General features: G+C 72.0%; 23 protein-coding genes and 2 pseudogenes. 11 read left to right on the plus strand and 14 right to left on the minus strand.

The annotated features are described in order from the left end of the window. Window positions 1–48 precede the first annotated feature (48 nt). Both FDM97_RS08335 and FDM97_RS08340 read left to right on the plus strand, forming a co-directional pair. The gene (locus FDM97_RS08335) at window positions 49–600 is read left to right on the plus strand and encodes a copper-binding protein (RefSeq protein ID WP_254705534.1); all 552 of its coding nucleotides are present in this window, start codon (window positions 49–51) and stop codon (window positions 598–600) included. Then, complete coding sequence (locus FDM97_RS08340; RefSeq protein ID WP_137989611.1) at window positions 590–1,036, plus strand: hypothetical protein; 447 nt, start codon at window positions 590–592, stop codon at window positions 1,034–1,036. Before FDM97_RS08335 ends, FDM97_RS08340 begins: the two co-directional genes overlap by 11 nt. Before the next feature lie 31 nt (window positions 1,037–1,067). Here FDM97_RS08340 and FDM97_RS08345 read toward each other — a convergent pair whose 3' ends face one another. Further along, window positions 1,068–2,375 carry an MFS transporter gene (locus tag FDM97_RS08345; RefSeq protein WP_137989612.1) on the minus strand — a complete coding sequence of 436 codons (1,308 nt, stop codon included), beginning with the start codon at window positions 2,373–2,375 and terminating at the stop codon, window positions 1,068–1,070. A gap of 62 nt (window positions 2,376–2,437) precedes the next feature. Beyond that, the gene (locus tag FDM97_RS08350; protein WP_137989613.1) at window positions 2,438–3,040 is read right to left on the minus strand and encodes a hypothetical protein; all 603 of its coding nucleotides are present in this window, start codon (window positions 3,038–3,040) and stop codon (window positions 2,438–2,440) included. Between the two features lie 103 nt (window positions 3,041–3,143). Here FDM97_RS08350 and npdG point away from each other — a divergent pair, with 103 nt between their 5' ends. Together npdG and FDM97_RS08360 are read left to right on the plus strand one after the other, a co-directional pair. Continuing rightward, entirely contained in the window at window positions 3,144–3,842 is a 699-nt protein-coding gene (gene npdG, locus FDM97_RS08355) for an NADPH-dependent F420 reductase (protein WP_137989614.1), read from the plus strand. 65 nt (window positions 3,843–3,907) lie between these two features. Further along, window positions 3,908–4,111, plus strand: coding sequence for a hypothetical protein (locus FDM97_RS08360; protein ID WP_137989615.1), 204 nt, complete (start codon window positions 3,908–3,910; stop codon window positions 4,109–4,111). Window positions 4,112–4,368: 257 nt separating this feature from the next. Here the strand turns inward: FDM97_RS08360 and FDM97_RS36820 are convergent, their stop codons facing one another. Both FDM97_RS36820 and FDM97_RS08365 read right to left on the minus strand, forming a co-directional pair. Continuing rightward, window positions 4,369–4,503 (minus strand): hypothetical protein, encoded by a 135-nt coding sequence (locus FDM97_RS36820; protein ID WP_284440285.1) that lies wholly within the window; start codon window positions 4,501–4,503, stop codon window positions 4,369–4,371. 76 nt (window positions 4,504–4,579) lie between these two features. Continuing rightward, window positions 4,580–5,296, minus strand: coding sequence for an SDR family oxidoreductase (locus FDM97_RS08365; RefSeq protein WP_137989616.1), 717 nt, complete (start codon window positions 5,294–5,296; stop codon window positions 4,580–4,582). Window positions 5,297–5,419: 123 nt separating this feature from the next. Here FDM97_RS08365 and FDM97_RS08370 point away from each other — a divergent pair, with 123 nt between their 5' ends. Then, window positions 5,420–5,839 carry a MerR family transcriptional regulator gene (locus FDM97_RS08370; protein ID WP_137989617.1) on the plus strand — a complete coding sequence of 140 codons (420 nt, stop codon included), beginning with the start codon at window positions 5,420–5,422 and terminating at the stop codon, window positions 5,837–5,839. Window positions 5,840–5,855: 16 nt separating this feature from the next. On the opposite strand, the pseudogene FDM97_RS08375 reads toward FDM97_RS08370, so the two are convergent. Continuing rightward, window positions 5,856–6,689 (minus strand): annotated as a pseudogene (locus tag FDM97_RS08375) (helix-turn-helix transcriptional regulator); the annotation flags it as partial. Between FDM97_RS08375 and FDM97_RS08380 the strand changes: the two are divergent. Then, complete coding sequence (locus FDM97_RS08380; RefSeq protein ID WP_137989619.1) at window positions 6,689–7,087, plus strand: VOC family protein; 399 nt, start codon at window positions 6,689–6,691, stop codon at window positions 7,085–7,087. The pseudogene FDM97_RS08375 and the gene FDM97_RS08380 overlap by 1 nt on opposite strands. Before the next feature lie 33 nt (window positions 7,088–7,120). On the opposite strand, the gene FDM97_RS08385 is transcribed toward FDM97_RS08380, so the two are convergent. Further along, a complete protein-coding gene (locus FDM97_RS08385; protein ID WP_137989620.1) occupies window positions 7,121–7,915 on the minus strand; it encodes a site-2 protease family protein in 795 nt (264 codons plus the stop codon). Window positions 7,916–8,013: 98 nt separating this feature from the next. Here FDM97_RS08385 and FDM97_RS08390 point away from each other — a divergent pair, with 98 nt between their 5' ends. Beyond that, on the plus strand, window positions 8,014–12,018 hold the full coding sequence (locus FDM97_RS08390; protein WP_137989621.1) for a BTAD domain-containing putative transcriptional regulator: 4,005 nt from the start codon (window positions 8,014–8,016) through the stop codon (window positions 12,016–12,018). Window positions 12,019–12,031: 13 nt separating this feature from the next. On the opposite strand, the gene FDM97_RS08395 is transcribed toward FDM97_RS08390, so the two are convergent. The 3 genes from FDM97_RS08395 to panB all read right to left on the minus strand — a co-directional run bounded on the left by FDM97_RS08395 (window position 12,032) and on the right by panB (window position 14,922). After that, the gene (locus tag FDM97_RS08395; protein ID WP_137989622.1) at window positions 12,032–12,895 is read right to left on the minus strand and encodes an ABC transporter permease; all 864 of its coding nucleotides are present in this window, start codon (window positions 12,893–12,895) and stop codon (window positions 12,032–12,034) included. Then, window positions 12,892–13,884: an ATP-binding cassette domain-containing protein gene (locus tag FDM97_RS08400; protein ID WP_137989623.1), complete on the minus strand. Its 993-nt coding sequence runs from the start codon at window positions 13,882–13,884 to the stop codon at window positions 12,892–12,894. Before FDM97_RS08400 ends, FDM97_RS08395 begins: the two co-directional genes overlap by 4 nt. Before the next feature lie 174 nt (window positions 13,885–14,058). Further along, on the minus strand, window positions 14,059–14,922 hold the full coding sequence (gene panB / locus FDM97_RS08405) for a 3-methyl-2-oxobutanoate hydroxymethyltransferase (RefSeq protein WP_137989624.1): 864 nt from the start codon (window positions 14,920–14,922) through the stop codon (window positions 14,059–14,061). A 307-nt stretch (window positions 14,923–15,229) separates the two neighbouring features. On the opposite strand from panB, the gene FDM97_RS08410 reads away from it, so the two are divergent. Continuing rightward, complete coding sequence (locus FDM97_RS08410; protein ID WP_137989625.1) at window positions 15,230–16,276, plus strand: endonuclease/exonuclease/phosphatase family protein; 1,047 nt, start codon at window positions 15,230–15,232, stop codon at window positions 16,274–16,276. A 73-nt stretch (window positions 16,277–16,349) separates the two neighbouring features. Further along, window positions 16,350–16,535: pseudogene (locus tag FDM97_RS36345) on the plus strand (MFS transporter); the annotation flags it as partial. Here FDM97_RS36345 and FDM97_RS08420 read toward each other — a convergent pair. The 5 genes from FDM97_RS08420 to FDM97_RS08440 form a co-directional block, all read right to left on the minus strand. After that, on the minus strand, window positions 16,501–18,261 hold the full coding sequence (locus FDM97_RS08420) for an NAD+ synthase (protein WP_137989626.1): 1,761 nt from the start codon (window positions 18,259–18,261) through the stop codon (window positions 16,501–16,503). The pseudogene FDM97_RS36345 and the gene FDM97_RS08420 overlap by 35 nt on opposite strands. A gap of 167 nt (window positions 18,262–18,428) precedes the next feature. After that, the gene (locus FDM97_RS08425) at window positions 18,429–18,848 is read right to left on the minus strand and encodes a CBS domain-containing protein (protein ID WP_137989627.1); all 420 of its coding nucleotides are present in this window, start codon (window positions 18,846–18,848) and stop codon (window positions 18,429–18,431) included. Between the two features lie 126 nt (window positions 18,849–18,974). Beyond that, window positions 18,975–19,649, minus strand: a complete 675-nt coding sequence (locus tag FDM97_RS08430) for a DUF305 domain-containing protein (RefSeq protein ID WP_137994727.1) — start codon at window positions 19,647–19,649, stop codon at window positions 18,975–18,977. Between the two features lie 2 nt (window positions 19,650–19,651). Further along, window positions 19,652–20,305 (minus strand): DUF3105 domain-containing protein, encoded by a 654-nt coding sequence (locus FDM97_RS08435; protein ID WP_175439064.1) that lies wholly within the window; start codon window positions 20,303–20,305, stop codon window positions 19,652–19,654. Between the two features lie 73 nt (window positions 20,306–20,378). Continuing rightward, window positions 20,379–20,759 (minus strand): hypothetical protein, encoded by a 381-nt coding sequence (locus tag FDM97_RS08440; RefSeq protein ID WP_137989629.1) that lies wholly within the window; start codon window positions 20,757–20,759, stop codon window positions 20,379–20,381. A 212-nt stretch (window positions 20,760–20,971) separates the two neighbouring features. Between FDM97_RS08440 and FDM97_RS08445 the strand changes: the two genes are divergently transcribed. Continuing rightward, on the plus strand, window positions 20,972–22,333 hold the full coding sequence (locus FDM97_RS08445) for a glutamine synthetase family protein (protein WP_137989630.1): 1,362 nt from the start codon (window positions 20,972–20,974) through the stop codon (window positions 22,331–22,333). A gap of 510 nt (window positions 22,334–22,843) precedes the next feature. Then, complete coding sequence (locus tag FDM97_RS08450) at window positions 22,844–23,563, plus strand: hypothetical protein (protein WP_137989632.1); 720 nt, start codon at window positions 22,844–22,846, stop codon at window positions 23,561–23,563. The last annotated feature ends 21 nt before the right edge of the window (window positions 23,564–23,584 follow it).

Raw genomic sequence — 23,584 nt, forward strand, 5'->3', positions numbered from 1 at the left:
TTTCATCCGTATCCCCTGCCGTACGGAACATCCGCGGAGGGCCGAGCCATGACAGCCACGACGGCCACGACAGGCACGACAGCCACGACGGCCACGACAGCCACGACAGCCACGACAGCCACGACGGGGACACGCGTCCGCACCCGGCACCGCATCGTGCTCGGGTTCGCGGCCGGTGGCCTGACCGCCGTGCTCGCCGCCTGCGGCGGGGGAGGAGACGGTGACGGCTCGACCACGCCCACGCCCACGCCCCCGGACCGGACCGCCGAGACGGGAGTGACGCAGGTGAACGCGGATCTGGCCGACTTCCGCGTCACGCTGTCGCAGCAGACGTTCGAGCCGGGCGTCTACGACTTCGTCGCCAAGAACACCGGTGGGCGCGACCACGCCCTGGAGATCGTGGGCCCCGGTGGTGAGAACCACACCGAGACGCTCGAACCCGGCGCCTCCGCCACCCTCCGCGTGACCCTGCGGTCGGGGACGTACGAGGTCTACTGCCCCGTCGACGGGCACAAGGACCAGGGGATGAAGACGGAGATCACCGTCGGCGGTGCCGAAGCGCCCGTGAACGAGACTCCTTCCCCGGGCAATGGCTACTGACCGCGCGGTCTCCGGGGTCTCCGCGGTCGCCGCGATCGCCCTGCGCCTGACCGGAGCCGGGCTGACCGCCGCGATGGCCGCGATCCACCTCCACCTCTGGGACGGCGGCTACCGGGATCTGGCCACCATCGGCGTGCTCTTCCTGCTGAACGGCATCGGCGGCTGCCTGCTGGCACTGGCGCTGCTGGTCGCGCCCGCCCGCCACGTCGGCGCGGTGGCCGCCCTCACCGCACTCTTCACGGCCGGCACCCTGGCCGCGCTCGTCCTCAGCCTCACCACCGGACTCTTCGGCTTCGAGGAGACGCTCGACGCGGAACTGGTCCGGCCCACCCTCGTGGTCGAGTCGGCGGGCATCGTCGTCCTGACGGCGCTCGCCCTGCTCGCCCGCGTCCGCCTCCCGCGCCGCTCAGGCCTCCCGCGCCGCCCGCCGACATGAGGGGCGGTGGAGACGGCGGAGTCGCGGCGCGTCACGCCGACGGCTGCACCGCCCGGGACTGCTGTGCGTCCTCCGCCTCCCGCTGCGCCTTGCGGCGCAGGGCGTCCTCGTCCGTGGCGGAGTCGTAGCCGAGGAGCTTCGGGAGGGCGGCGCACAGCAGCCCCACCGAGGCGACACAGGCCACGCCGCCCGTCCAGATCGCCGCCCGCGTCCCCGTCCAGCCCGCCATGGCACCCGCGCGGACCTGGCCGAGCTGCGGCCCGACGCTGTACGAGAGGACCTCGATGCCGGCCAGCCGGCCGCGCAGCTCCTCCGGGATGGTCTGGTTCCAGATCGTCGAGCGGCCCAGGCCGCTCAGCATGTCGCCCGCGCCCGCGAAGCCCAGGCAGAGCAGCACCAGCCAGACGTTCGAGAACCAGCCCGCGGCCGCGATCGCGAGCCCCCAGGCCGCCGCCCCGAACACCACCAGGAGTCCGTGCCTGCGGACCTTCGAGGTCCAGCCGCTGGTCAGGCCGAGCACGAGCGAGCCGACCGAGCCCGCCGCGTACATCAGGCCCAGCGACCAGTCCGCGTCCAGCTCGTCCGCCAGGAACGGGAAGATCGTGTTCGGGAAGGCGAACAGCATGGCGGCGAGGTCGATCACGTACGTACCGAGCAGCACCGGCCGCGACCAGGCGTACCGCGCTCCCTCCACGATCCCGCGCAGCGACGGCTTGTCCGCGTCGTGCGCCGGCGGCGCGGGGGCGAGCCGCAGACACAGCAGGACGGAGACGAGGAAGCCGGCGATCGTCACGGCGTACGCCGGGGCGTGACCGGCGTACGCCACCAGCAGGCCCGCGAGCGCCGGTCCCGCGATGGCGCCCATCTGCCAGCGCAGCGAGTTGAGCGCGGCCGCGGCGGTCTGCTGGTCGTGCGGCACGATCCGGGCGAGCAGGGAGTCCAGGGCGGGGCGCTGGAGACCGGCGAGCGCGGAGACACCGGCCGCGACGACGTACAGCGGCCAGAGCATGGGCTCGGCCGGCAGCGAGTTGAGCAGCAGGAGCAGGGCGAGCAGCCCGAGCCCGGCCTCCGTGGCGATCAGCACCCTGCGCCGGTCGACGGCGTCGGCGAGCGCGCCGCCGTAGAGCCCGAAGACGACGAGCGGGACCAGCTCGACGGCGCCCATCGCGCCGACCGCGAGGGGTGACCCCGTCATCTCCTTGATCTGCAGCGGCAGCGCGATCATCGCCACGGCGCTGGAGAAGTAGGTGACCAGCCCCTGGACCCAGAGCAGCCGGAAGTCACGGGACGAACGCCACGGCGCCAGATCGGGCAGAACGGCGGAGAGTTTCAAGGACACGAGGCGCCATGCTCCGATCGCGCCCGGTCACACCGCAAGCGAATTTCGCCCCCGACTCCCGGCTACCAGCGCGTCGGTGGCGGTGCCGTCAGATGGTCCGCCAGGCGGGAGAGACGGTCGCGGAAACGACTGCGGCCCCGCGGCCCCGGCAGGCTGTTCTCGCCCGCCGCCGCGCTCACCAGGTGCTGGACCGTGTCCAGGTCGACCTCCGCGTCCGCGCCCACCGTCAGCGCCTCGTGGGCCAGGCCGTGGACCTCCGGGTCGCCGTCGTCCAGGGAGAGGACCGTCGCCCCCGCCCTGCGGGCGTCGTGGACCCGCTCCAGGAGCCCGGCGTCGGGCCGCTCCGGCGCCACCATCAGCAGGGTCGCCCCGCGCCGCGCCGACTCCAGGCGGCCGAGCCCCACCGCCAGGTGGGCCGGCTCGCCCGGCCGCACGTGGTGGCGCACCAGCGTCGGCGCCAGTTCCGGCTGCCCCGACCAGGCCGCCTCGTCCACGAGGTGCGCCGCCAGATGCCACGGCTCGTACCCCTCCGTCCCCACCAGGAGCAGCCCGCCCCCGTGCGGCACGACGGAGGACCGGAGGGAGCCCGCGAAGCGGCGGGCCGCCCGCGGCCACTCCGTCCCGGCGAGCACTTCCCGCAGCAGCGCGACCCGTACGGCATCCATGGGGCCGCATCCTGCCGCAGCCGGACGCCCGCGCGAGGCCGGTTGCCGAGGTTCCACCCGTACGGGACACGGACGGAGACGACCGGCCAGTAATGTCGAGGCCATGACTACGACTGACAGCAAGCCCGCCCCCAGGGACCCCTGGGACCTCCCCGACGTGTCCGGTCTCGTCGTCGGCGTCCTCGGCGGCACCGGCGACCAGGGCCGCGGTCTCGCGTACCGCCTCGCGAAGGCCGGCCAGAAGGTGATCATCGGCTCCCGCGCCGCCGAGCGCGCCCAGACCGCCGCCGACGAGCTGGGCCTCGGCGTCGAGGGCGCCGACAACGCCGAGTGCGCCCGCCGCAGCGACATCGTCATCGTCGCCGTCCCGTGGGACGGGCACGCCAAGACCCTGGAGTCCCTGCGCGCCGAACTCGCGGGCAAGCTCGTCGTCGACTGCGTCAACCCGCTCGGCTTCGACAAGAAGGGCGCCTACGCCCTCAAGCCCGAGGAGGGCTCCGCCGCCGAGCAGGCCGCGGCCCTGCTGCCCGAGTCCCGGGTCGCCGCCGCCTTCCACCACCTCTCCGCCGTCCTGCTCCAGGACGCCTCGATCGACGAGATCGACACGGACGTGATGGTCCTCGGCGAGGAGCGCGCCGACGTCGAGATCGTCCAGGCGCTCGCCGGCCGCATCCCCGGGATGCGCGGCGTTTTCGCCGGCCGGCTGCGCAACGCCCACCAGGTCGAGTCGCTCGTCGCCAACCTGATCTCGGTCAACCGCCGCTACAAGGCCCACGCGGGCCTGCGGGTCACCGACGTATAGGAGCCCTCGGGCATGGGGGACACTGGACGGGCACATCAGCCGTACCCGGACAGGAGCCGACCCCCATGCCCCGCCTCGCTCTGTACGCCCTCGTCGTCTGCGCCCTCGCCGTCGCCGCGGCCGTCGTCTCCTTCGCCGCGGGCAGCTGGCTCGGCGTGATCTGGGTGCTGCTCGCCGGCCTCTCCTCCAACATGGCCTGGTACTACATTCGCCGCGCCAAGGTGGAAGCCGAGGCCGATGCCGAGGCCGAGGCGCAGCCCCAGGCCTAGCCCAGGGCCAGGGCCAGGCCCAGGCCCTGGGCTAGGCCCAGGCCTAGCTGTGCCGTCTCATGAGGTTGGTGCCGCGGTTGCGATTCCGGCCGGAGCGACGCCTCGGCGGGTCGATGACGTACGGGTGACCTACGTAGCTCCCCCCAGGTGGCCGCCATCGACCGGCCTGGGGTGGCCTTCGGCGGCTTGGGTCGGCTGACCGCCGAGCCCCCCGATCGGCCCGTGTGATGAGCGTGCCCGTCTCGGGCGGGCACCGGTCAGATGTCGTCGTTGTGCCCGACGCGGATGCTGGCGAGGCGTTCGAGAGTGATGTCCTCGTCGCCGGTCTCCATGGCGTCGACGGCGGCCTGGCAGACGAGGTGGAACAGGTGCTTGTGGACCAGGTTCGCCACCGCGGCCCCTCCGTGTGGAGGAAGGGCCCTGCCTGTCGTCAAACGATCGTCCGACGACAGGTCCGGCGGAGTACGGTCAGTTGCCCGACGGCTGGCCGTACAGCAGCGCCGGGTCGCCGGCGAGGGCGGACTTGACGAAGCGGCTGGGGTCGTCGACCAGCACCTCGATGGCTCCTGCCTGTACGCCGTCGAGGGCGGCGCGTGCGACATCCGCAGGGTCGATCTTGGGTGCGTCGCGTCCCGCCATCATGTCGGTGTCCGCAGCCCCCAGGTGTACGCCCTGGACGAGGGTCTTCTGGCCGGCGAGTTCGATGCGCACGCCGTTGGTCATGTTCCACTCCGCAGCCTTGGCCACCGAGTACGAGCCCGACCCTTCGGCGGTGGCCACCCACGAAAGCACGGAGAGGATGTTGACGATCGCGCCCCCGCCGTTGGAGGCCAGGGCCGGGGCGAAGGCGCGGATGACTCTCAGGGTGCCGAAAAGGTGTGTCTCCAGGTCCTGCCGGACCATGTCCAGGTCATCGGTGAGGAGGTGCGCGCCGGTGCTGATGCCGGCGTTGTTGACCAGCAGCGTGACGTCCCGCGCCGCTACGGCCGCCGCTGAGATCGATTCCTCGTCCAGCAGGTCCAGGTAAAGCGGCGTGATCCGCGGGTCCAGGATGCCGATCGACTCCGGGCGGCGAGCGGTCGCGTACACCTTCTCGGCTCCGCGCTCCAGCAGATGCTCGACGAAGCGCCGACCGATTCCTCGGTTGGCCCCGGTCACGAGTGCGGTGGAACCGGCTATGTCCATGGTCATTCCCTTTCTCGGGCGGGCGTACGGTCCAATCCCGCTCCGTGTCGCCTACGCTAGAACTTGACGTTGACGTGAAGTGCAAGTCGACGGGCGGCGACAGCACGAGCGGAAGGAGTCGCAATGCGCATCGGCGAACTGGCCGATCGGGCCGGAGTCAGCACACGGGCCCTTCGCTACTACGAGGAGCAACTCCTGCTCAGTCCCCAGCGCACGTCCGGCGGCCAGCGCTTCTACCCCGAGGCGGCCGTCGACCGGGTGAAGCTCATCCAGCAGCTCTACAGCGCCGGTCTCGGCAGCCGCCTGATCGCCACACTCCTGCCCGCCATCGACGCCCGCTCGGTGGGCCCAGAGCTACTGGACCGCTTGCTCCACGAGCGCGCCCGCATCGAAGCGAAGACCGCCGAGCTGCAGGCCGCGAGCCGAAGGCTCAACGTACTGATCGGACTCGCCACGCACCCGCACCCCGACACCGAATCGTGCCCGGCCTCGCTCGATCAGGACACGAGTGGGGCGCGGGTAGGACAAAACGCCCACTCGTGACATTGGCTCCTCGCTGTCAGGCTTGGCGGGCGTAGGACGTGAGGCGATCGGCGAGCGCGATGACGAGGTCGCGTAGTTCGTCGGGGCGCTCGATGACGAACGGCCGGTCGAGTGAGGCGAGTATCCGAGGCAACCAGTCGAGCTGCTGCGCCCGTAGCTCGACGCGCAGCCAGCGCTCGGCCGCCGGGTCCTCGCCGGCTGCGGACTCGTGCTCCTCCAGGTTCGCGACGCTGATGGGAAGGTGGGCGCGGATCTGCTCAACCGTCCCGTGGATCCGCAAGGTCACCTCATGCCGGTACTCGGCCGTGGTGAACGCTGACAACACGCGCTGTGCCGGGCCGGGACCCACGGGCGCTTCGAATGAGCCGGGCAGGGTCCTCGCGTCTGCGATGCGATCGAGCCGCAAGGTTCGGTCCTCGCCGATCTCGGCGTCCCTGCCCGTGACGTACCACCGGCCCGCATGGGCGACGATCCCGTAGGCGTGCAGTGTGCGTTCGCTGTGCCGTCCGTCGCGGTCGGTGTAGCGGATCGAGACCGGTCGGCGGTGGCGCACTGCATCGGCGATCGTGAGCAAGACCCCAGCGTCCGGGTGGTCCAACTCGCCGGGCTGATCCGTGAAGTCGAGAGCCTCCAGGAGTGCGTCGAGCCGGCGGGCGATGTGCTTGGGCAGCACCCGCCGGATCTTCGCCGATGCCGTCTCGTTTGCCGTGCGCTCCGCCGTCGTCAGCCCTGCCCGGCGGCCGGCGACCAGGCCGAGCAGCACGGCCAGCGCCTCGTCGTCGCTGAGCATGAGCGGAGGCAAGCGGTACCCGGGAGCCAGCCGGTACCCGCCGTAGCGGCCGCGCACCGATGGACTTCGTCTCGATCCGCATCATCACCAGCGACGTCGCACGCCTCGTCGAGTTCTACGAGCGAGCCACAGGGATGCAGGCGATACGGGCCACCGAGGACTTCGCCGAACTCAAGACCGCGGGCGCCACCCTCGCGATCGCCGGCACCCACACCGTCCCGCTGTTCGCCCCGGGCTCTGCCCGCCCGGCGGACAACCACAGCGTGATCACCGAGTTCCTCGTCGACGACGTGGACCGCGTTCACCAGAACCTGACCGGCTTCGTCACCGACTTCGTCAACGAGCCCACCACGATGCCCTGGGGCAACCGGTCGCTGTTGTTCCGCGACCCCGACGGCAACCTCGTCAACTTCTTCACCCCCGTCACCCCGGCGGCCGTCGAAAAGTTCGCACGCTGACGCCACGCACAGCCGCTCACGCGGGGCCCAGGCCTAGAGCTCGCAGAACTCCGGCTGCTCCTGCCAGAAGCGGTAGAGGTTCGAGCCGCAGTAGCGGGACAGCTCCGGCACGCCCAGCGCCCGCATCAGCGCGTCGATCGTGTCGAAGAACGCCCCGTTGATCGCCGGGACGAAGAGCAGCGCGATCACGATGAAGAAGCCGTACGGCGCGTACGGCTCGATCTGCCGCTTCACCTTGTACGAGAGCCAGGGCTCGATGACCCCGTACCCGTCGAGGCCCGGCACCGGCAGGAAGTTCAGGAGCGCGGCCGTCACCTGGAGGAACGCCAGGAAGGCGAGCGCGTACCGGAAGGCGAGCGGGACGCCGTCCAGCGCGTCCAGCCAGAACGGCGCCGTGCACACGATCGCGAACAGGACGTTGGCGAGCGGGCCCGCCGCCGAGATCAGGCTGTGCTTCCAGCGGCCCCGGATCCGGCCCTGTTCGATGAAGACCGCGCCGCCCGGCAGACCGATACCGCCCATGATCACGAAGAGCACCGGCAGGATGATGCTCAGCACGGCGTGGGTGTAGGCGAGCGGGTTGAGTGTGAGATAGCCCTTCGCCCCGACCGTGATGTCCCCGCCGTGCAGGGCGGTGCGGGCGTGCGCGTACTCGTGGAGACAGAGCGAGACGACCCACGCCGAGGTCACGAAGAGGAAGATCGCCAGTCCGGGGGAGGCCGCGAAGCCGGTCCACACCGCCCAGCCGGTGACCGCCATGACGGCGAGGATCGCCAGGAAGACCGGGCTGATCCTGCGCTCGTGACTGCGTGCGGTGGCCGTCGACATCGGTGGGACTCCCTGGGGCGCGGCGGGTGTGTGCGGGGAACGTGCCGGGGCGGGGGTGAGTTCCTGCGAGGATCCCCGGCTCACGGAGAATAGGGCCTGTGCGCTATTCCGTCCTCGGCCCCACCCAGGCCCACGCCCCCGGCGGCAGTCCCGACGGCACCCCCGTCGCCCTCGGGGGTCCCCGGCTGCGGGCCCTGCTGGCCGTCCTCGCGCTGCGGGCCGGGCGGACCGTCCCGGTCGCCGTCCTCGTCGACGAGGTGTGGGACGGGGAACCGCCGGCCGACGGGGCCGCGGCGCTCCAGGCCCTGGTCGGACGGCTGAGGCGGGCGCTCGGCCGGGAGGCCGTGATCTCCGCCCAGGGCGGCTACCGGCTGGCGGCGGGTCCCGAGGACGTGGACCTGTACGTGTTCGAGCGGCTGGCGGAGGAGGGGGTACGGGCGCTCGACGCGGGCGACCCGGCGCGGGCGGCGAAGCTCCTCGACGAGGCGCTGGAGCTGTGGCGCGGGCCCGCGCTCGCCGACCTCCCGGACCGTACGGCGGAGGCCGCCCGCTGGGAGGCCCGCCGCCTGGACGCCCGGCGCGCCCGCATCGCGGCCGCCCTCGCGCTGGGGGAGGGCGCCTCGGTCCTCCCCGAGCTGGCCGCCCTCTGCGAGGCGCACCCGCTGGACGAACCGCTCCAGTCCCTGCGCATCCGGGCGCTGCGCGACACGGGGCGGGCGGCGGAGGCGCTGCTGGCGTACGAGACGCTCCGCCGGAACCTCGCGACCCGCCTGGGCACGGACCCCTCTCCGGCCCTCCGCACCCTCCACACGGAACTCCTGACCCCGCACCCCCCGACCCCTGCCACGCCGGGCGGTCCCGCCCCGGCTTCTCCCGACGGACCACCCTCGGCACCCGCCGCGCCGCCCGGGCCCGCGCCGGCTGCTGCCGGCGGACCGACCTCCGCGCCGACCACCCCCGGGCCTGTCGTCCCTGGCATACCGGCCACGCCGGGCGTCTCCGGCGTACCGACCTCCGCGCCGCCCGGGCCCGCGTCGGCTGCTGCCGGCGTACCGACCTCCGCGCCGACCACCCCCGGGCCTGTCGTCCCTGGCGTACCGGCCACGCCGGGCGTCTCCGGCGTACCGACCTCCGCGCCGCCCGGGCCCGCGTCGGCTGCTGCCGGCGGACCGGCCTCCGCGCCGACCACCCCCGCGCCTGTCGTTCCCGGCGTATCGGCCACGCCGGGCGTCTCCGGCGTACCGACCTCCGCGCCGCCCGGGCCCGCGCCGGCTGCTGCCGGCGGACCGACCTCCGCGCCGACCACCCCCGCGCCTGTCGTTCCCGGCGTATCGGCCACGCCGGCCGTCTCGGGCGTACCAGCCCCCGCGCCCGCCGCCGTACCCGGCGCCGCCGCACCCGCCCCCGCGCCCGACGCCGTACCCGGTGGACCGGCCACCGCGCCCGCCGCGCCCGCACTCGGCGTTCCCGGCGGATCAACCCCCGCCCCGGCCACCCCCGCGCCCAGCGGGCCGGCGCGGGTCCCAGGGCGGCCGCTCGGGAATCTCCGTGCCCGGCTCACGAGTTTCGTCGGGCGCGAGGAGGACCTCGACGCGCTCCGTGACGATCTGGGCCGTGCCCGGCTCGTCACCCTTCTCGGGCCCGGCGGCGCCGGGAAGACCCGGCTGTCGCAGGAGGCGGCCGAGCGCGGAGCCGTGGGCGGGAGCTGGCCCGACGGGGTCTGGCTGGCCGAGCTGGCGCCGGTCACCGACCCGGACGCGGTGGCGGAGGCCGCGCTGGGCGCCGTCGGTGCGCGCGAGACCGTGCTGCGGGGCGCGGGAGCGGAGGAACTGCGCAGCGCCGACGACCCGTTGGAGCGGCTCGTCGACCACTGCGCCCACCGGCGGATGCTCCTGCTGCTCGACAACTGCGAGCACGTCGTCGGCGCGGCGGCGGAGCTCGCGGAGACCCTGCTGGCCCGCTGCCCGGGCGTGACGGTGCTCGCGACCAGCCGCGAACCGCTGGGCGTGCCGGGCGAGTCGGTCCGCCCGCTCGGGCCGCTGCCCCAGGACACCGCACTGCGTCTCCTGGCCGACCGCGGGGCGGCCGCGAGAACCGGTTTCCGGATCGAGGACGACCCGGAAGCGGCCGACGAGATCTGCCGCCGCCTGGACGGTCTTCCCCTCGCCATCGAACTGGCGGCGGCCCGGCTGCGGATGCTCACCCCGCGCCAGATCGCCGACCGGCTCGACGACCGCTTCCGCCTGCTGACCTCCGGAGCCCGGACCGTCCTGCCGCGCCAGCAGACCCTGCGCGCCGTCGTCGACTGGTCCTGGGACCTCCTCGACGACGCCGAACGCGCCGTCCTGCGCCGCCTGTCGGTCTTCTCGGGCGGCTGCGACCTGGAGGCGGCCGAGGCCGTCTGCGCCGCCGACGCACACGACGCCCACGACGCCCACGACGCCCACGACGCCCACGGCGTCCTCGACGTCCTCGGCTCCCTCGTCGACAAGTCGCTCGTCGTCGCCGCACCCGCCGACGGCGGTGACATGCGCTACCGCCTCCTGGAGACCGTCGCCGAGTACGCCGCCGAACGCCTCGACGAGGCCGGGGACCGCGCCGCCGCCGAACACCGCCACCTCGTCCACTACCGCGAACTCGCCCGCGCCACCGACCCCGAGCTCCGCGGCGCCCGGCAGGCCACAGCCGTCGCCCGGTTCCGCACCGAGTACGAGAACCTGCGCACCGCCCTGCGCCGCGCCGTCGCCGCCCGCGACGAGCACGAGGCCCTCGTGCTCGTCCACTGCCTCCTCTGGTACTGGCAGATGCGTGACCTGCGCGCCGACGCCCTGCACTGGGCCGAGGCCGTCGCCGCCCTCGGCCCCGACCCCTTCGGGCCGGACGCGCCGCCCGTCGTCCCGCTCTTCGAGCCCTGCACCGCCGCCCCGCCGCCGCTCGACGACGAGCAGCTGTGGGAGGCCCGCCGTGGGGTGCGGCTGATCGAGCTGCTCAACATGGACTACCAGACCGGCCGGTGGACCACCCCCGAGGGCGGCGAGCGGCTGCGCCGGATCACCGCCCTGTACCGGCCGGGGCTGCCGCAGACCTGCCGGCTGCCCGGCTTCTTCTCCGTCTTCGCCGTACTGCTCACCGGCGACGTGGGGCGGATGCGCGAGTGCCTCGACGCCACCGTCGAGGCGTGCCGCACCCACGGATACGACTGGGAGCTCGCCAACGCCCTCCAGTTGCGCGCCAACATGCTCGCCAACCGGGCCGACTCGGCCGGCGCGGCGAGCGCCGACGCCGACGAGAGCCTGAGGATCTTCGTCCGTCTCGACGACGACTGGGGCGCCGCCGAGGCGCTCTCCTCGCGCGGCGAGGCCCGCGAGAAACGCTGCGACTTCGAGGGCGCGGCCGAGGACTTCGCCGCCGCCATCGGTTACGCCGAGCGGATCGGCGCCCAGTCCCAGACGGCCCTGCTGCGCGCCCGCTACGGCGACATGCTCACCGCGCTCGGCCGGCCCGACGAGGGCGAGGCGATCCTGCGCGAGGTCCTGGAGACCGGTCACCCCGGGCACGAGCCGATGCTCGCCGCCCGGATCTTCCTCGCGATCCTGCTCGGCCGCACCGGCCGTACCGCAGAGGCGCGCGAACATCTGACCGTGCTGATGCGGGAGTTCGACTCCGTCACCCTGTCCATCTTCGAGGGGTTCACCCTCGGCAGCATGGCCTGGCTGGACAACCTGGACGGGCGGTACGCCGCCGCGCTCCCGCACGCGCGGGAGGCCCTGAAGCGTTCGAGGGGCGCCCTGTCGACGGCGGTCGCCCCGCAGATGCCGGCGGCCCATCTGGTCACCGCGGCCTGGGCGTTGAGCGGTCTCGGCGGCGCCGACGCGGTGATCGGGGCCCGCCTCCTCGGCGCCCGGCCGGGGCTGCTCCCGGAGGGGCATCTGCCCTCCCCGCTCGAGCGAGAGGCCTTCGAGGAGGCGACCCGGCTGTCCCGGTCCGTGCTCGGCGACGAGGCGTTCGAGGCCGCGTACGCCGAGGGCGGCGGCCTCTCCCTGGAGGAGGCCGCCGCCCTGCTCGACAGCGCCGACGCGATCAACGGGCGCGCCGAGTCCTGAACCCCCGTACGGCTCAGGTCTTCTTGCGGAACCTGGCGACCGCGAGCGGCGCCGTGACGACCGTGATCGCCACGGCCCAGCCGAGGGTCCACCACACCGACTCGGCGACCGGGCCGCCGTTGATCAGATTGCGGGCGGCGTCGGCGAGGTTCGAGAGCGGGTTGTAGTCGGTGAAGCTCTCCAGCCAGCCGGGCATCGAGGTCGGCGGGGCGAAGATCGAGGAGCCGAACTGCAGCGGCATCAGGACGAGCATGGCCATTCCCTGGACGGCCTGGGGCGTCTTCAGGGCGAGCCCCAGCAGGATGAAGATCCACATCAGCGAGGCGCCGAACACCATCGACAGACCGATCGCGGCGAAGAGGTCCAGGACCGAGGTCTTGATCTCCAGACCGAGCAGGAAGCCCATGCCGAGCAGGATCGCGGTGGCGATCAGCATGCGGCCGATCTCGACGACGATCTTCGCGATGAGGACGGAGGACCGGGCGATCGGCATCGTCCGGAACCGGTCCATGACCCCCTTCTTGAAGTCGTCGTTCACACCCGTGCCGACGGCCATGGCGATGTTCATGCCCATCATCGCCATCAGGCCCGGGACCACGTAGTTGACGTACGCCTCGTTGTTGCCCTTGCCGGAGATCGCGCCGCCGAAGACGTACACGAACAGCAGGACGAAGATGATCGGCATCAGGACGGCGTCGAACATCGACTCCGGGTCCTGCTTGATCTGCAGCGCGTTGCGCCGCACCAGGGCGCCGATGTGGCGGAGGTTGGCCCGCAGGCCGATCCGGCCCTCGCCACCGGGCGCGCGCTGCGGCCCGGACGGCCCCGGCGCGTCGGCGGGGACCTTGGTGAGCTGTGCGGTCGTCGTGGCGCTCATGCGGCGACCTCCTCGGGGATCGTGTCGGAAACGGACGCCTTCTCGCCCGTGATGGCCAGGAACACCTCGTCCAGGCTGGGCAGATGCGTGCCGATGTGGGCGATGCCGAAGCCGCGCGCGCCCAGCAGGCCCACGACGGCGGTCAGCTGCTCGTCGCTGAGGATCGGCACGTACAGCACGCCCTCGTCGGGCACGACCGTCGAGCCGGCGATGCCGTCAAGACCGGAATCGCGCAGCGCCGCGGCCATGGCGGGCAGGTCGGCCGGGTCCACGGGGCGGACCTTCAGGGTGCGGCCGCCGACCCGGGCCTTGAGCTCGTCGACCTTGCCGTTGGCGATGACCCGGCCCCGGTCGACGACGGTCAGCTCGGAGGCCAGCTGCTCGGCCTCCTCCATGTACTGGGTGGTGAGCAGGACGGTCACGCCCTCGGAGACCATCCGCTTGACCTCGTCCCAGACCTCGTTGCGGGTACGCGGGTCGAGGCCGGTCGTCGGCTCGTCCAGATACAGGACGGCGGGCTGCCCGATCATCGAGGCGGCCAGGTCGAGCCGGCGGCGCATACCGCCGGAGTAGTTCATCACGGGCCGCTTGGCGGCCTCGGTGAGCGAGAACCGCTCCAGCATCTCATCGGCGCGGCGCCGGGCGTCCTTGCGGGAGAGGTCGAGCAGCCGCCCGATCATGTAGAGGTTCTCCCAGCCGGAGAGCTTCTCGTCGACCGAGGCGTACTGGCCGGTGAGCCCTATGGTCCTGCGGAGCTGGCGGGGCTGCTTCACCACGTCGTACCCGGCGACGGTGGCGGTCCCGGAGTCCGGGACGATCAGGGTGGACAGGCAGCGGACGAGGGTGGTCTTGCCGGCCCCGTTGGGCCCGAGCACCCCGAGCACCGTGCCCTCACGGACATCGAGGTCGACCCCGTCGAGGGCCTTCGTCTCGCCGTAGTGCTTCACGAGGCCTCGTACCTCGACGGCGTTGTGTGCGGATCGCGTCATGGCCCCCACTAGACCAGCCGCCACCGACAACGCACCGACATCCGACCGACAGACGACCGACAGGCGCGGACAGACACCGACAGACGACCGACAGGGGCCACCGACAGGCGCGGACAGACACCGACAGCCCGCCGATGGGGGATGTCGGCGGGCTGTCGTTCCGTACCACTGTGGCTAGTGGAAGGTGTGCTCCTCGGCGGGGAACGCCCCGCCGGTGACGTCCTCGGCGAAGGCCCGCGCGGCGTCGCCGAGCGTCTCGCGGAGGTTGGCGTACTGCTTGGTGAAGCGCGGCACCTTGCCGCCGGTCAGACCGGCCATGTCGGTCCAGACGAGGACCTGCGCGTCGGTGTGGGGACCGGCGCCGATGCCGATGGTCGGGATGTGCAGGGAGCGGGTGACCTCGGCGGCCAGCTCGGCCGGTACGAGTTCGAGGACGAGCGCGAAGGCGCCCGCGTCCTGGGCCGCCTTGGCGTCGCTGAGCAGCCGGTGCGCGGCCTCGTCGCTGCGGCCCTGCACCCGGTAGCCCATGGTGTTGACGGACTGCGGGGTCAGACCCAGGTGGGACATGACCGGGATCCCGGCCTCGACGAGCAGCTCGGTCTGCGGCAGCGAACGCTCGCCGCCCTCCAGCTTGACCGCGCCGACCCCCGCGTCCTTGACGAGCCGGGTGGCGTTGCGCAGGGCCTGGACGGGCCCTTCCTGGTACGAGCCGAAGGGGAGGTCGCCGACGACGAGGGCGCGCTTGGTGCCCCGTACGACGGCGGCCGACAGGAGGGTCATCTCGTCCATCGTGACGGGCACGGTGGTGTCGTAGCCGAGGTGACAGTTGCCCATGGAGTCGCCGACGAGCACGACCGGGATGCCGGCCTCGTCGAAGACGGACGCGGTCATCGCGTCGTAGGCGGTGAGCATGGGCCACTTCTCGCCGCGCGTCTTGGCGGCGGCGATGTCGTGGACGGTGATACGGCGCGTGCCCTTGCCTCCGTACAGCGCCTTGCTGCTGTCGGGGGCCTGCTTCGGGGCAGGCTGAAGCGTCATGGTGAACGGCTCCTTCGTCATCTCGAGGCGCCCTGACGGCGTCCCCGGACCACGTCCATGGTGGCACTTCCCGCTGTGGCGGGGGAAGTGGGCCGAAGTGGCGCTGTTCACACGGCGGCGGCGGATGGGTGGCGGGACACCGGGGGATACGTACGTACGAATGTGCGCGTTCTGTCACAGCTGTCCGGTCCCGCGTCACCTCCCGGAACCCGCCGCGCCGCTGTGTCGTCCCCCGTGGCAGTACGGCGGGTCAGGCATCACCTAGGGTCGATGCCGGGTCGCGGAGCAAGGCAGTGAGGACGGAACGATGGCGCGGGTGGACATGGCGGAGACCGAGAACGGCGGCGCGAAGAACGAGCGCTCCGGGTCCGGATCCGGGTCCGGACCCGGGTCCCGGTTCCGGTCGGTGTTCGAGCGCTGGCGCGGCGACCGGGGCATCTGGCGCCGCGGGATCGTCCTGGCCTTCTGCGCGGTGCTGCTCACCCTGCTGATGGTCCTCCACGCCGACATCCCCAACCGGATCGGCAACCTGGGCAGCCTCACCGAGACCTTCCTGCCCTGGCTGGGCCTCTTCGTGCCGGTCCTGCTCGTCCTGGCGCTGCTGCGGCGCTCGGCGACCGCGCTGATCGCCCTGCTCCTGCCGGCCGTGGTCTGGCTCAACCTCTTCGGCGGGCTGATCACCGACAAGTCGGGCTCCGGCGGCGACCTCACCGTCGCCACGCACAACGTGAACGCCGACAACCCCGACCCCGAGGGCACGGCCCGTCAGATCGCCGCGTCCGGCGCGGACGTGGTGGCCCTTGAGGAGCTCAAGGGCGAGATGGTCCCGGTGTACGAGCGGGGCCTGGCCGGCACGTACAGGTACCACTCCGTGCAGGGCACGGTCGGGCTGTGGAGCAAGTACCCGCTGGCCGACCCGCAGCCGGTGGACATCGGCATGGGCTGGACCCGCGCCATGCGCGCCACCGTCGCCACGCCCAAGGGTGACGTGGCCGTGTACGTGGCCCACCTGCCGTCCGTACGGGTCAGGCTGCACGCGGGCTTCACGGCCAACCAGCGCGACAACAGCGCGAACGCGCTGGGCGAGGCGATCGCGCACGACCGGCACCAGCGGATCGTCCTGCTCGGCGACCTCAACGGCACCATGAACGACCGCTCGCTCAACGCGGTCACCGCGCAGATGCGCTCCACCCAGGGCGCCTCGGGCGACGGCTTCGGCTTCAGCTGGCCGGCCTCGTTCCCGATGGCGCGGATCGACCAGATCATGGTGAAGGGCGTGGCGCCGGTCTCGTCGTGGACGCTGCCGGAGACGAAGAGCGACCACCTGCCGATCGCGGCCCGCGTCCGGCTCTGAATCGGGCAGGGGACGAAACCTCCCCGTCACCCCCGGGTAGCCCGGGGTCACCCTCCACCTGAGAGCTGGCCGCTGGGGCTGGACCTCCCCGACGCTCGTCGGCGCGAGTCTGGCCGTCGTCGGCCTGGCGATCGCCGCGGTGGCAGGACTGCTCGACCGTACGCCGGAGGGGGCCTCCCGCCTCGTGGCGGGAAGCCCCCTCGCGGACGGGCACGGGCGCGAGGTCAGTGGCTCGTCGTCTCGCGCCAGCGGTTCGTGATCGGCAGCCGGCGGTCCTTGCCGAAGCCCTTCGCCGAGATCTTGGTGCCCGGCGGGTACTGGCGCCGCTTGTACTCCGCCATGTCCACCATCCGCAGCGTCCGCGTCACCAGCTCCTCGTCGAAGCCGGCCGCGACGATGGCGTCCTTGCCCTGGTCGCGGTCGACGTACAGCGCGAGGATCCGGTCCAGCACGTCGTAGTCCGGCAGCGAGTCGGTGTCGACCTGCCCCGGGCGCAGCTCGGCGCTCGGCGGCTTGGTGATCGAGCTCTCCGGGATCGGCGGGGTCTGGCCGCGCTCCTCGGCCGCCCGGTTGCGCCAGCGCGCGAGCCGGAACACGGTCGACTTGTAGACGTCCTTGATGGGCCCGTACGCGCCGACGGAGTCGCCGTACAGCGTGGAGTACCCCACCGCCAGCTCGGACTTGTTGCCCGGCGCGAGGACGATGTGGCCCTCCTCGTTGGAGATCGCCATCAGCATCGTGCCGCGCAGCCGGGATTGCAGGTTCTCCTCCGCGAGGCCGGTGAGGCCGAGCGCGCCCATGTACGCGTCGAACATGGGCTCGATCGAGACCGTACGGAAGTTGAGCCCGGTGCGCCGGGCCAGCTCGGCCGCGTCGCCGCGCGAGTGGTCGGAGGAGTACTTGGACGGCATCGAGACGCCGTACACGTTCTGCGCGCCGACCGCGTCGCAGGCGATGGCGGCGACGAGCGCCGAGTCGATGCCGCCGGACAGGCCGATGAGGACGGAACGGAAGCCGTTCTTGGCGGCGTACGCGCGCAGGCCCACGACCAGCGCCGAGTACACCTCCTCGTCGTCGTCGAGCCGGTCCGCGTACCCGCCGGTCAGCTCCGCCTCGTACGCGGGCAGCGGCTCCTCGGAGAGGACCACCCGGTCGATCCGCAGCCCGTCGTCCACGACGCCGTCCGGTGCGTCGGGAGAGGCGGCCGGAAGGTCGAGATCGAGGAGCACACTGCCCTCGGAGAACTGCGGGGCGCGCGCGACGACCTCGCCGTTCGCGTCGACGACGATCGAGTCGCCGTCGAAGACGAGCTCGTCCTGGCCGCCGATCATCGCGAGATAGGCGGTCGTGCAGCCCGCCTCCTGGGCGCGCTTGCGGACCAGTTCGAGCCGGGTGTCGTCCTTGTTCTGCTCGTACGGCGAGGCGTTGATCGAGACCAGCAGCCCGGCGCCGGCGCTGCGGGCGGCCGGGACGCGACCGCCCTCCTGCCACAGGTCCTCGCAGATCGCGAGGGCCACGTCGACGCCGTGGACCCGCAAGACGGGCATGGTGTCGCCCTGGACGAAGTAGCGGAACTCGTCGAAGACGCCGTAGTTGGGGAGGTGGTGCTTGGCGAAGCGCAGCACCACCTCGCCGCCGTGGAGCACGGCGGCCGCGTTCTCGGGGGATCCGGCGGGCCGGCCGAGCCGCGGTTCGGCGTGGTCCGAACGGTCGAGATAGCCGACGATCACCGGCAGCTCCCCGAAGCCCTCGGCGGCGAGGCGCCGCGCGAGCGCCCGCAGGGCGGTCCGGGACGCCTCGACGAAGGACGAGCGCAGCGCGAGGTCCTCGACGGGGTAGCCGGTCAGCACCATCTCCGGGAACGCGACCAGATGCGCGCCCTGCTCGGCGGCGTGCCGGGTCCAGTGGACGATCGCCTCGGCGTTTCCGGCGAGATCGCCGACGGTCGAGTCGATCTGATTCAGAGCGAGGCGTAGTTGAGGCACGCGCTCAGTGTAATCGTCAGACCGACACTATGTCCTGGGGGTTCAGGGGTACGGTACGGCTCCGAGGAAGAGGGCCCGGCGGCCCGGCGGGGACGGCCCGGCGGCTCGGCGCCCTCCGCGGGGCGTCCGAGCGGCCGGGCCGTCCGACGATGCTGCGGGTGTCTCGGTCAGGAGGACGCGTAGACGCTCGCGCAGAACGCCTTGATCTGCTCGTCCGACAGATGCTGGGCGAGGTCGGCCTCGCTGATCATGCCGACGAGCTTCTTGTTCTCGATGACGGGCAGACGGCGGATCTGGTGGCTCTCCATCTCGTCCAGGACCGCCTCGACGTCCGCGCCCGCGTCGATCCACCGGGGCGTGCCCTGCGCCATCTCCCCGCAGGTGATCTTCGACGGATCGTGGCCCATGGCCACACAACCGACCACGATGTCGCGGTCCGTGATGATGCCGCAGAGCCGTTCGTTCTCGTCCGCGATCGGCAGGGCGCCGACATTGAGCTCGCGCATCATCTGCGCGGCGCGGTCGAGGGTCTCGTGCCGGGGGATCCACTTGGCCCCGGGGTGCATGATGTCCTTCGCCGTGGTCATGGGGTGTCGTACCTCCGTAGAACGTCGTCGTACGTACGTCGTCCCCGAGCGTCACCCATTGTGCGCGTACGCAGCGGCCCCCGCGACCGCTGGGGTCACGGGGGCCGCTCCGTACGGACGGAGGCGTCAGCCGCGCGGCGTGGCGCCCCGCTTCCTCAGCAGCTCGGTCATGAGCGTGATCTCGGACTCCTGGGCGTCGACCATGCCCTGCGCGAGGTTCCGCTCCAGCACCACGGAGCACTTCTCCACACAGCCCTGGGCCATATGGACGCCGCCCTTGTGGTGGTCGGTCATCAGCTGGAGGTAGAGGATCTCGGCCTCCTTGCCGCTCGCCTTGCGCAGCCGCTCCAGCTCCGACTTGGTCGCCATGCCCGGCATCAGCGCCGTGTCGGCGGGGTCGGCGGCGTCGCCGGTCTCGCCGTGCCCGGAAGCCCCGTGGTGCCCGCTCGCGCCCATCCAGGCCATCGGCTCGGCGCCGGACACGACCTTCGGCAGCCCCCACATGTCCAGCCAGCCCAGCATCATGCCGCGCTGGTTGGCCTGGGTGTTGGCGATGTCGTACGCCAGCCGGCGCACCTCCTCGTCCTGGGTGCGGTCCCGGACGATGAACGACATCTCGACGGCCTGCTGGTGGTGGACCGACATGTCACGGGCGAAGCCCGCGTCCGCCGAGTCCGAGGCCGGCGTCGCGGACGCCGCCGGTGCCTCCTCCCGCTCCGCGGAGGCGAACGTGACCGCGCCCCCGGCGAAGAGCAGCGCGAGGACGACGGCCGTGATCGACGCCCCGTGCGTACGGGTCAGCTTCACTGCGCGGCCCCGACGCCACCCGTGCAGGCCGCGCCCGGCTCCGGGGTCTGCGGGCCCTGCACGTACTTGGTGAAGAACGCGTCCACGCGCGGGTCGCTCGCGCTGTCCACGGACACCTGCTTGCCCCAGGCGCTCAGCATGATCGCGCCGGCCTGGTCGTCCACCGGGCTCATCAGCGTGTACGGGGTCTTCCCGACCTTCTCGGCCAGCTTCTTCACATCGGCCTCGGCGGCCTGCTTGCTGTACGTGACCCAGACCGCGCCGTGCTCCAGGGAGTGCACGGCGTTCATCTCGGCGATCTTCGTCGTGTAGACGTCGCCGTCGCAGTTCTGCCAGACCTGGTCGTGGTCGCCGCCGACCGGGGGCTTCATCTCGTACGTGACGGGGGTCGTCACGTGGTTGCGGCCGAGCTTCTTGGCGTCCCAGGACTGCTCGTCCTTGATGGGGGCCTTCGCGGCGGCCTCCTGCTGCTCCTTCTTCTCGGACTGCTTGTTGAGCACGTAACCGCCGAAGCCGACGAGGCTCAGCACGACCACGGCGGAGATGCTGATCGTGAGGATGCGGTTGCGGCGCTCGCGGGCCTGCTCGGCGCGGCGCATCTCCTCTATTCGGGCGCGGCGGTCGGCGGTGGCGGAGCGGTTGGCGGCCATGGTGATGTCGTCCTTCTCGGATGTGGGGTGGCGCGTCGTGCGCCGTGGGGGCGGAGCGGAGGCGGTCCTGCGGCTATGTCCTCAGGACCTGAAGGACGTACAGGTCCGGCGCACGGGGCTGCGCGCCGGGGCGGGTCACCCGGCCGGTGTCGTACGAGGTTCCCAGGCCCGGGATCCGGCCCTCCGCGTGCGGCGGGGGGTCGAGCGGCGGCGCGGTGAGCACCGCCGGGCTGAGCGAGGGAAACAGGGAGCAGTCGCCACGGTCGTACGGGCAGGCGTACTCCGCCACGCCGGCGGTGCGCTGATGGTGGGCCTGCTCGGCCTCGTCGTGGGCGGCGGCGGGGGAGCCGGCACCCAGACAGACGAAGAGCGCGGCGAGGAGCGTCGCCACGGCACTCGCCAGTGCCATGGGACGCGCGCGCCGGGACAGGCGTACGAGTGGAGGGCCCCCCATGAGCGGAGATCGTAGTGGCCGAAGGGCCGGGAGGGGACAGTCGGGGGAACACACGCACGGAATCGGCCCGTCCCGCGTTACCTGTGTCACACCAGGGCAGGCACTATGGGTGTGCAACGTGCGCGAAACCATGTGGTGGGATGCTCAGGTGCCCCCCGATATGCCCGAGGCGGTGGGAACAGGCGGCCTGACCAGCAAAGATGGGTGTGGAAATGGACAAGCAGCAGGAATTTGTGCTCCGGACGCTCGAGGAGCGTGACATCCGGTTCGTACGCCTGTGGTTCACCGACGTGCTCGGCTTCCTGAAGTCGGTGGCCGTGGCCCCCGCCGAGCTTGAGCAGGCATTCGACGAAGGTATCGGCTTCGACGGCTCCGCCATCGAGGGCTTCGCCCGTGTATACGAATCAGACATGATCGCCAAGCCGGATCCGGCCACTTTCCAGATCCTGCCCTGGCGCGCGGAGGCCCCGGGCACGGCCCGGATGTTCTGCGACATCCTCATGCCGGACGGCTCCCCGTCCTTCGCGGACCCGCGTTTCGTCCTCAAGCGCATCCTCGCGAAGACCTCGGACCTGGGCTTCACCTTCTACACCCACCCCGAGATCGAGTTCTTCCTGCTGAAGGACAAGCCGCTGGACGGCACCAAGCCGACCCCCGCCGACAACTCGGGCTACTTCGACCACACCCCGCAGAACGTGGGCATGGACTTCCGGCGCCAGGCCATCACCATGCTGGAGTCGATGGGCATCTCGGTGGAGTTCTCCCACCACGAGGGCGCCCCTGGCCAGCAGGAGATCGACCTGCGCTACGCCGACGCGCTGTCCACGGCCGACAACATCATGACCTTCCGCCTGGTCATGAAGCAGGTCGCGCTGGAGCAGGGCGTGCAGGCCACGTTCATGCCGAAGCCGTTCTCGGAGTACCCGGGCTCGGGCATGCACACCCACCTCTCCCTCTTCGAGGGCGACCGCAACGCGTTCTACGAGTCGGGCGCGGAGTACCAGCTCTCCAAGGTGGGCCGCTCCTTCATCGCCGGCCTGCTCAAGCACGCCGCCGAGATCTCGGCCGTCACCAACCAGTGGGTCAACTCCTACAAGCGCATCTGGGGCGGCTCGGCCCGCAGCGCGGGCGCGGGCGGCGAGGCCCCCTCGTACATCTGCTGGGGCCACAACAACCGCTCGGCCCTGATCCGCGTCCCGATGTACAAGCCGGGCAAGACGGGCTCCTCCCGGGTCGAGGTCCGCTCCATCGACTCCGGCGCCAACCCCTACCTGACCTACGCGGTCCTGCTCGCGGCGGGCCTCAAGGGCATCGAGGAGGGCTACGAACTCCCGGCCGGCGCCGACGACGACGTCTGGGCGCTCTCGGACGCGGAGCGCCGCGCGATGGGCATCGAGCCGCTGCCGCAGAACCTGGGCGAGGCGATCGCCCTGATGGAGAAGAGCGAACTGGTCGCCGAGACGCTGGGCGAGCACGTCTTCGACTTCTTCCTCCGCAACAAGAAGCAGGAGTGGGAGGAGTACCGCTCCGAGGTCACGGCCTTCGAACTGCGCAAGAACCTGCCGGTGCTGTAGTAGGTGTCGAAACGGGTCCGGTCCGCGGCAGTCCGCTGCGGACCGGACCCGTTCTCGCGTCCCGCCGAGGTCGGCGGACGGGAACGCTCTTGTTCCGCCGATCTTGCCTACGGCATACTCCCCTGACCCCCCCCACGCACGGCTCGTCCCGAGGCACTCGATTCGGTTCCGGTGGAACGCGCCGCTCCAAGAACCGTTTCACTGGACAGGACCCACGCGTGACCTTCGCCCATGTCTGCACCGCGCTGCTCTTCATAGGCACGCCTCTCTGGTTCGGGATGTTCCCGTTGCGTCCGCAGAGCAAGTTGCTCGCCGGGCCCGACCCAGCCCTGTGGCGGGCCGTCGTGCTCGCGGGCATCGGGATCTGGCGCCCGGCCGCGCGGCTGTTGGCGGAGGCGGGACAGGACTGGGAGCGGCGCGCCCATTACACCCAGCGGCTGGCGCGGGCCGGGAGCTGGTGGTGGCCGCTGTGGGTGCGGGCATGGGAGCGCGCGCCCCGGCGACCCGGATGTGGCACTCGTACGGGCGCAGGCCCGGGTGCACCACGCATGGCGGCTGCGCGGCCCCTACTTCGCGAGCGCGACCGCGGAGTACCGGTTCCGGTTGTTCCACCGGGCGCTGTTCAAGGCGCGTGAGGACCTGGCCACCGCGGCCAGGCTCAACCCCGACGACCCGACTCCGCACACCGTTGAGATCTGGCCCGCCCTCGGTCTCGGGTACCCGCACGACATGATGCGTGACCTCTGGGACGAGGTCACCCGGCGCGCACCGCACCACTTCGACGCCCACTACAGCGCGATCCAGTACTGGAGCCAGAAGTGGCGGGGCTCGCACAAGCTGGCGCGGGAGTTCGCGGAGAAGGCCGCCGCCGGCGCACCGCCGGGCACGCTGCTGGCCGCGCTGCCCCTGTTCGCCTGGTACGAGACGACCCTGGGCGACGACTACTCGTACAGCTGTGCCTCTCCGCGGGTGCGGGCCATGGTCGACGCCGCGCTGGAGGACATGGCGCATGCCGAGGGACACCCTGCCCTGCCCCGCGTCCAGCACCTTGTCGCCTACTGCCTGCACGAACAGGGAAGGCACCAGGAGGCATTGCGGCATTTCCGTGCGGTGGACGGGTGGGTGGACGCCCTGCCCTGGCGCTACCGGCAGAAGTCGCGGCTGCACTATCGAGGCATACGCACTGCGGCAGCCCGCGCCGCCGTCGCCGAGCGTCTGCGCCGGAGCTGAGCGGCGCGCTCGCGCGGTGGC

Origin of the sequence: Streptomyces vilmorinianum (assembly GCF_005517195.1) — a bacterium.
GTDB lineage: Bacteria > Actinomycetota > Actinomycetes > Streptomycetales > Streptomycetaceae > Streptomyces > Streptomyces vilmorinianum.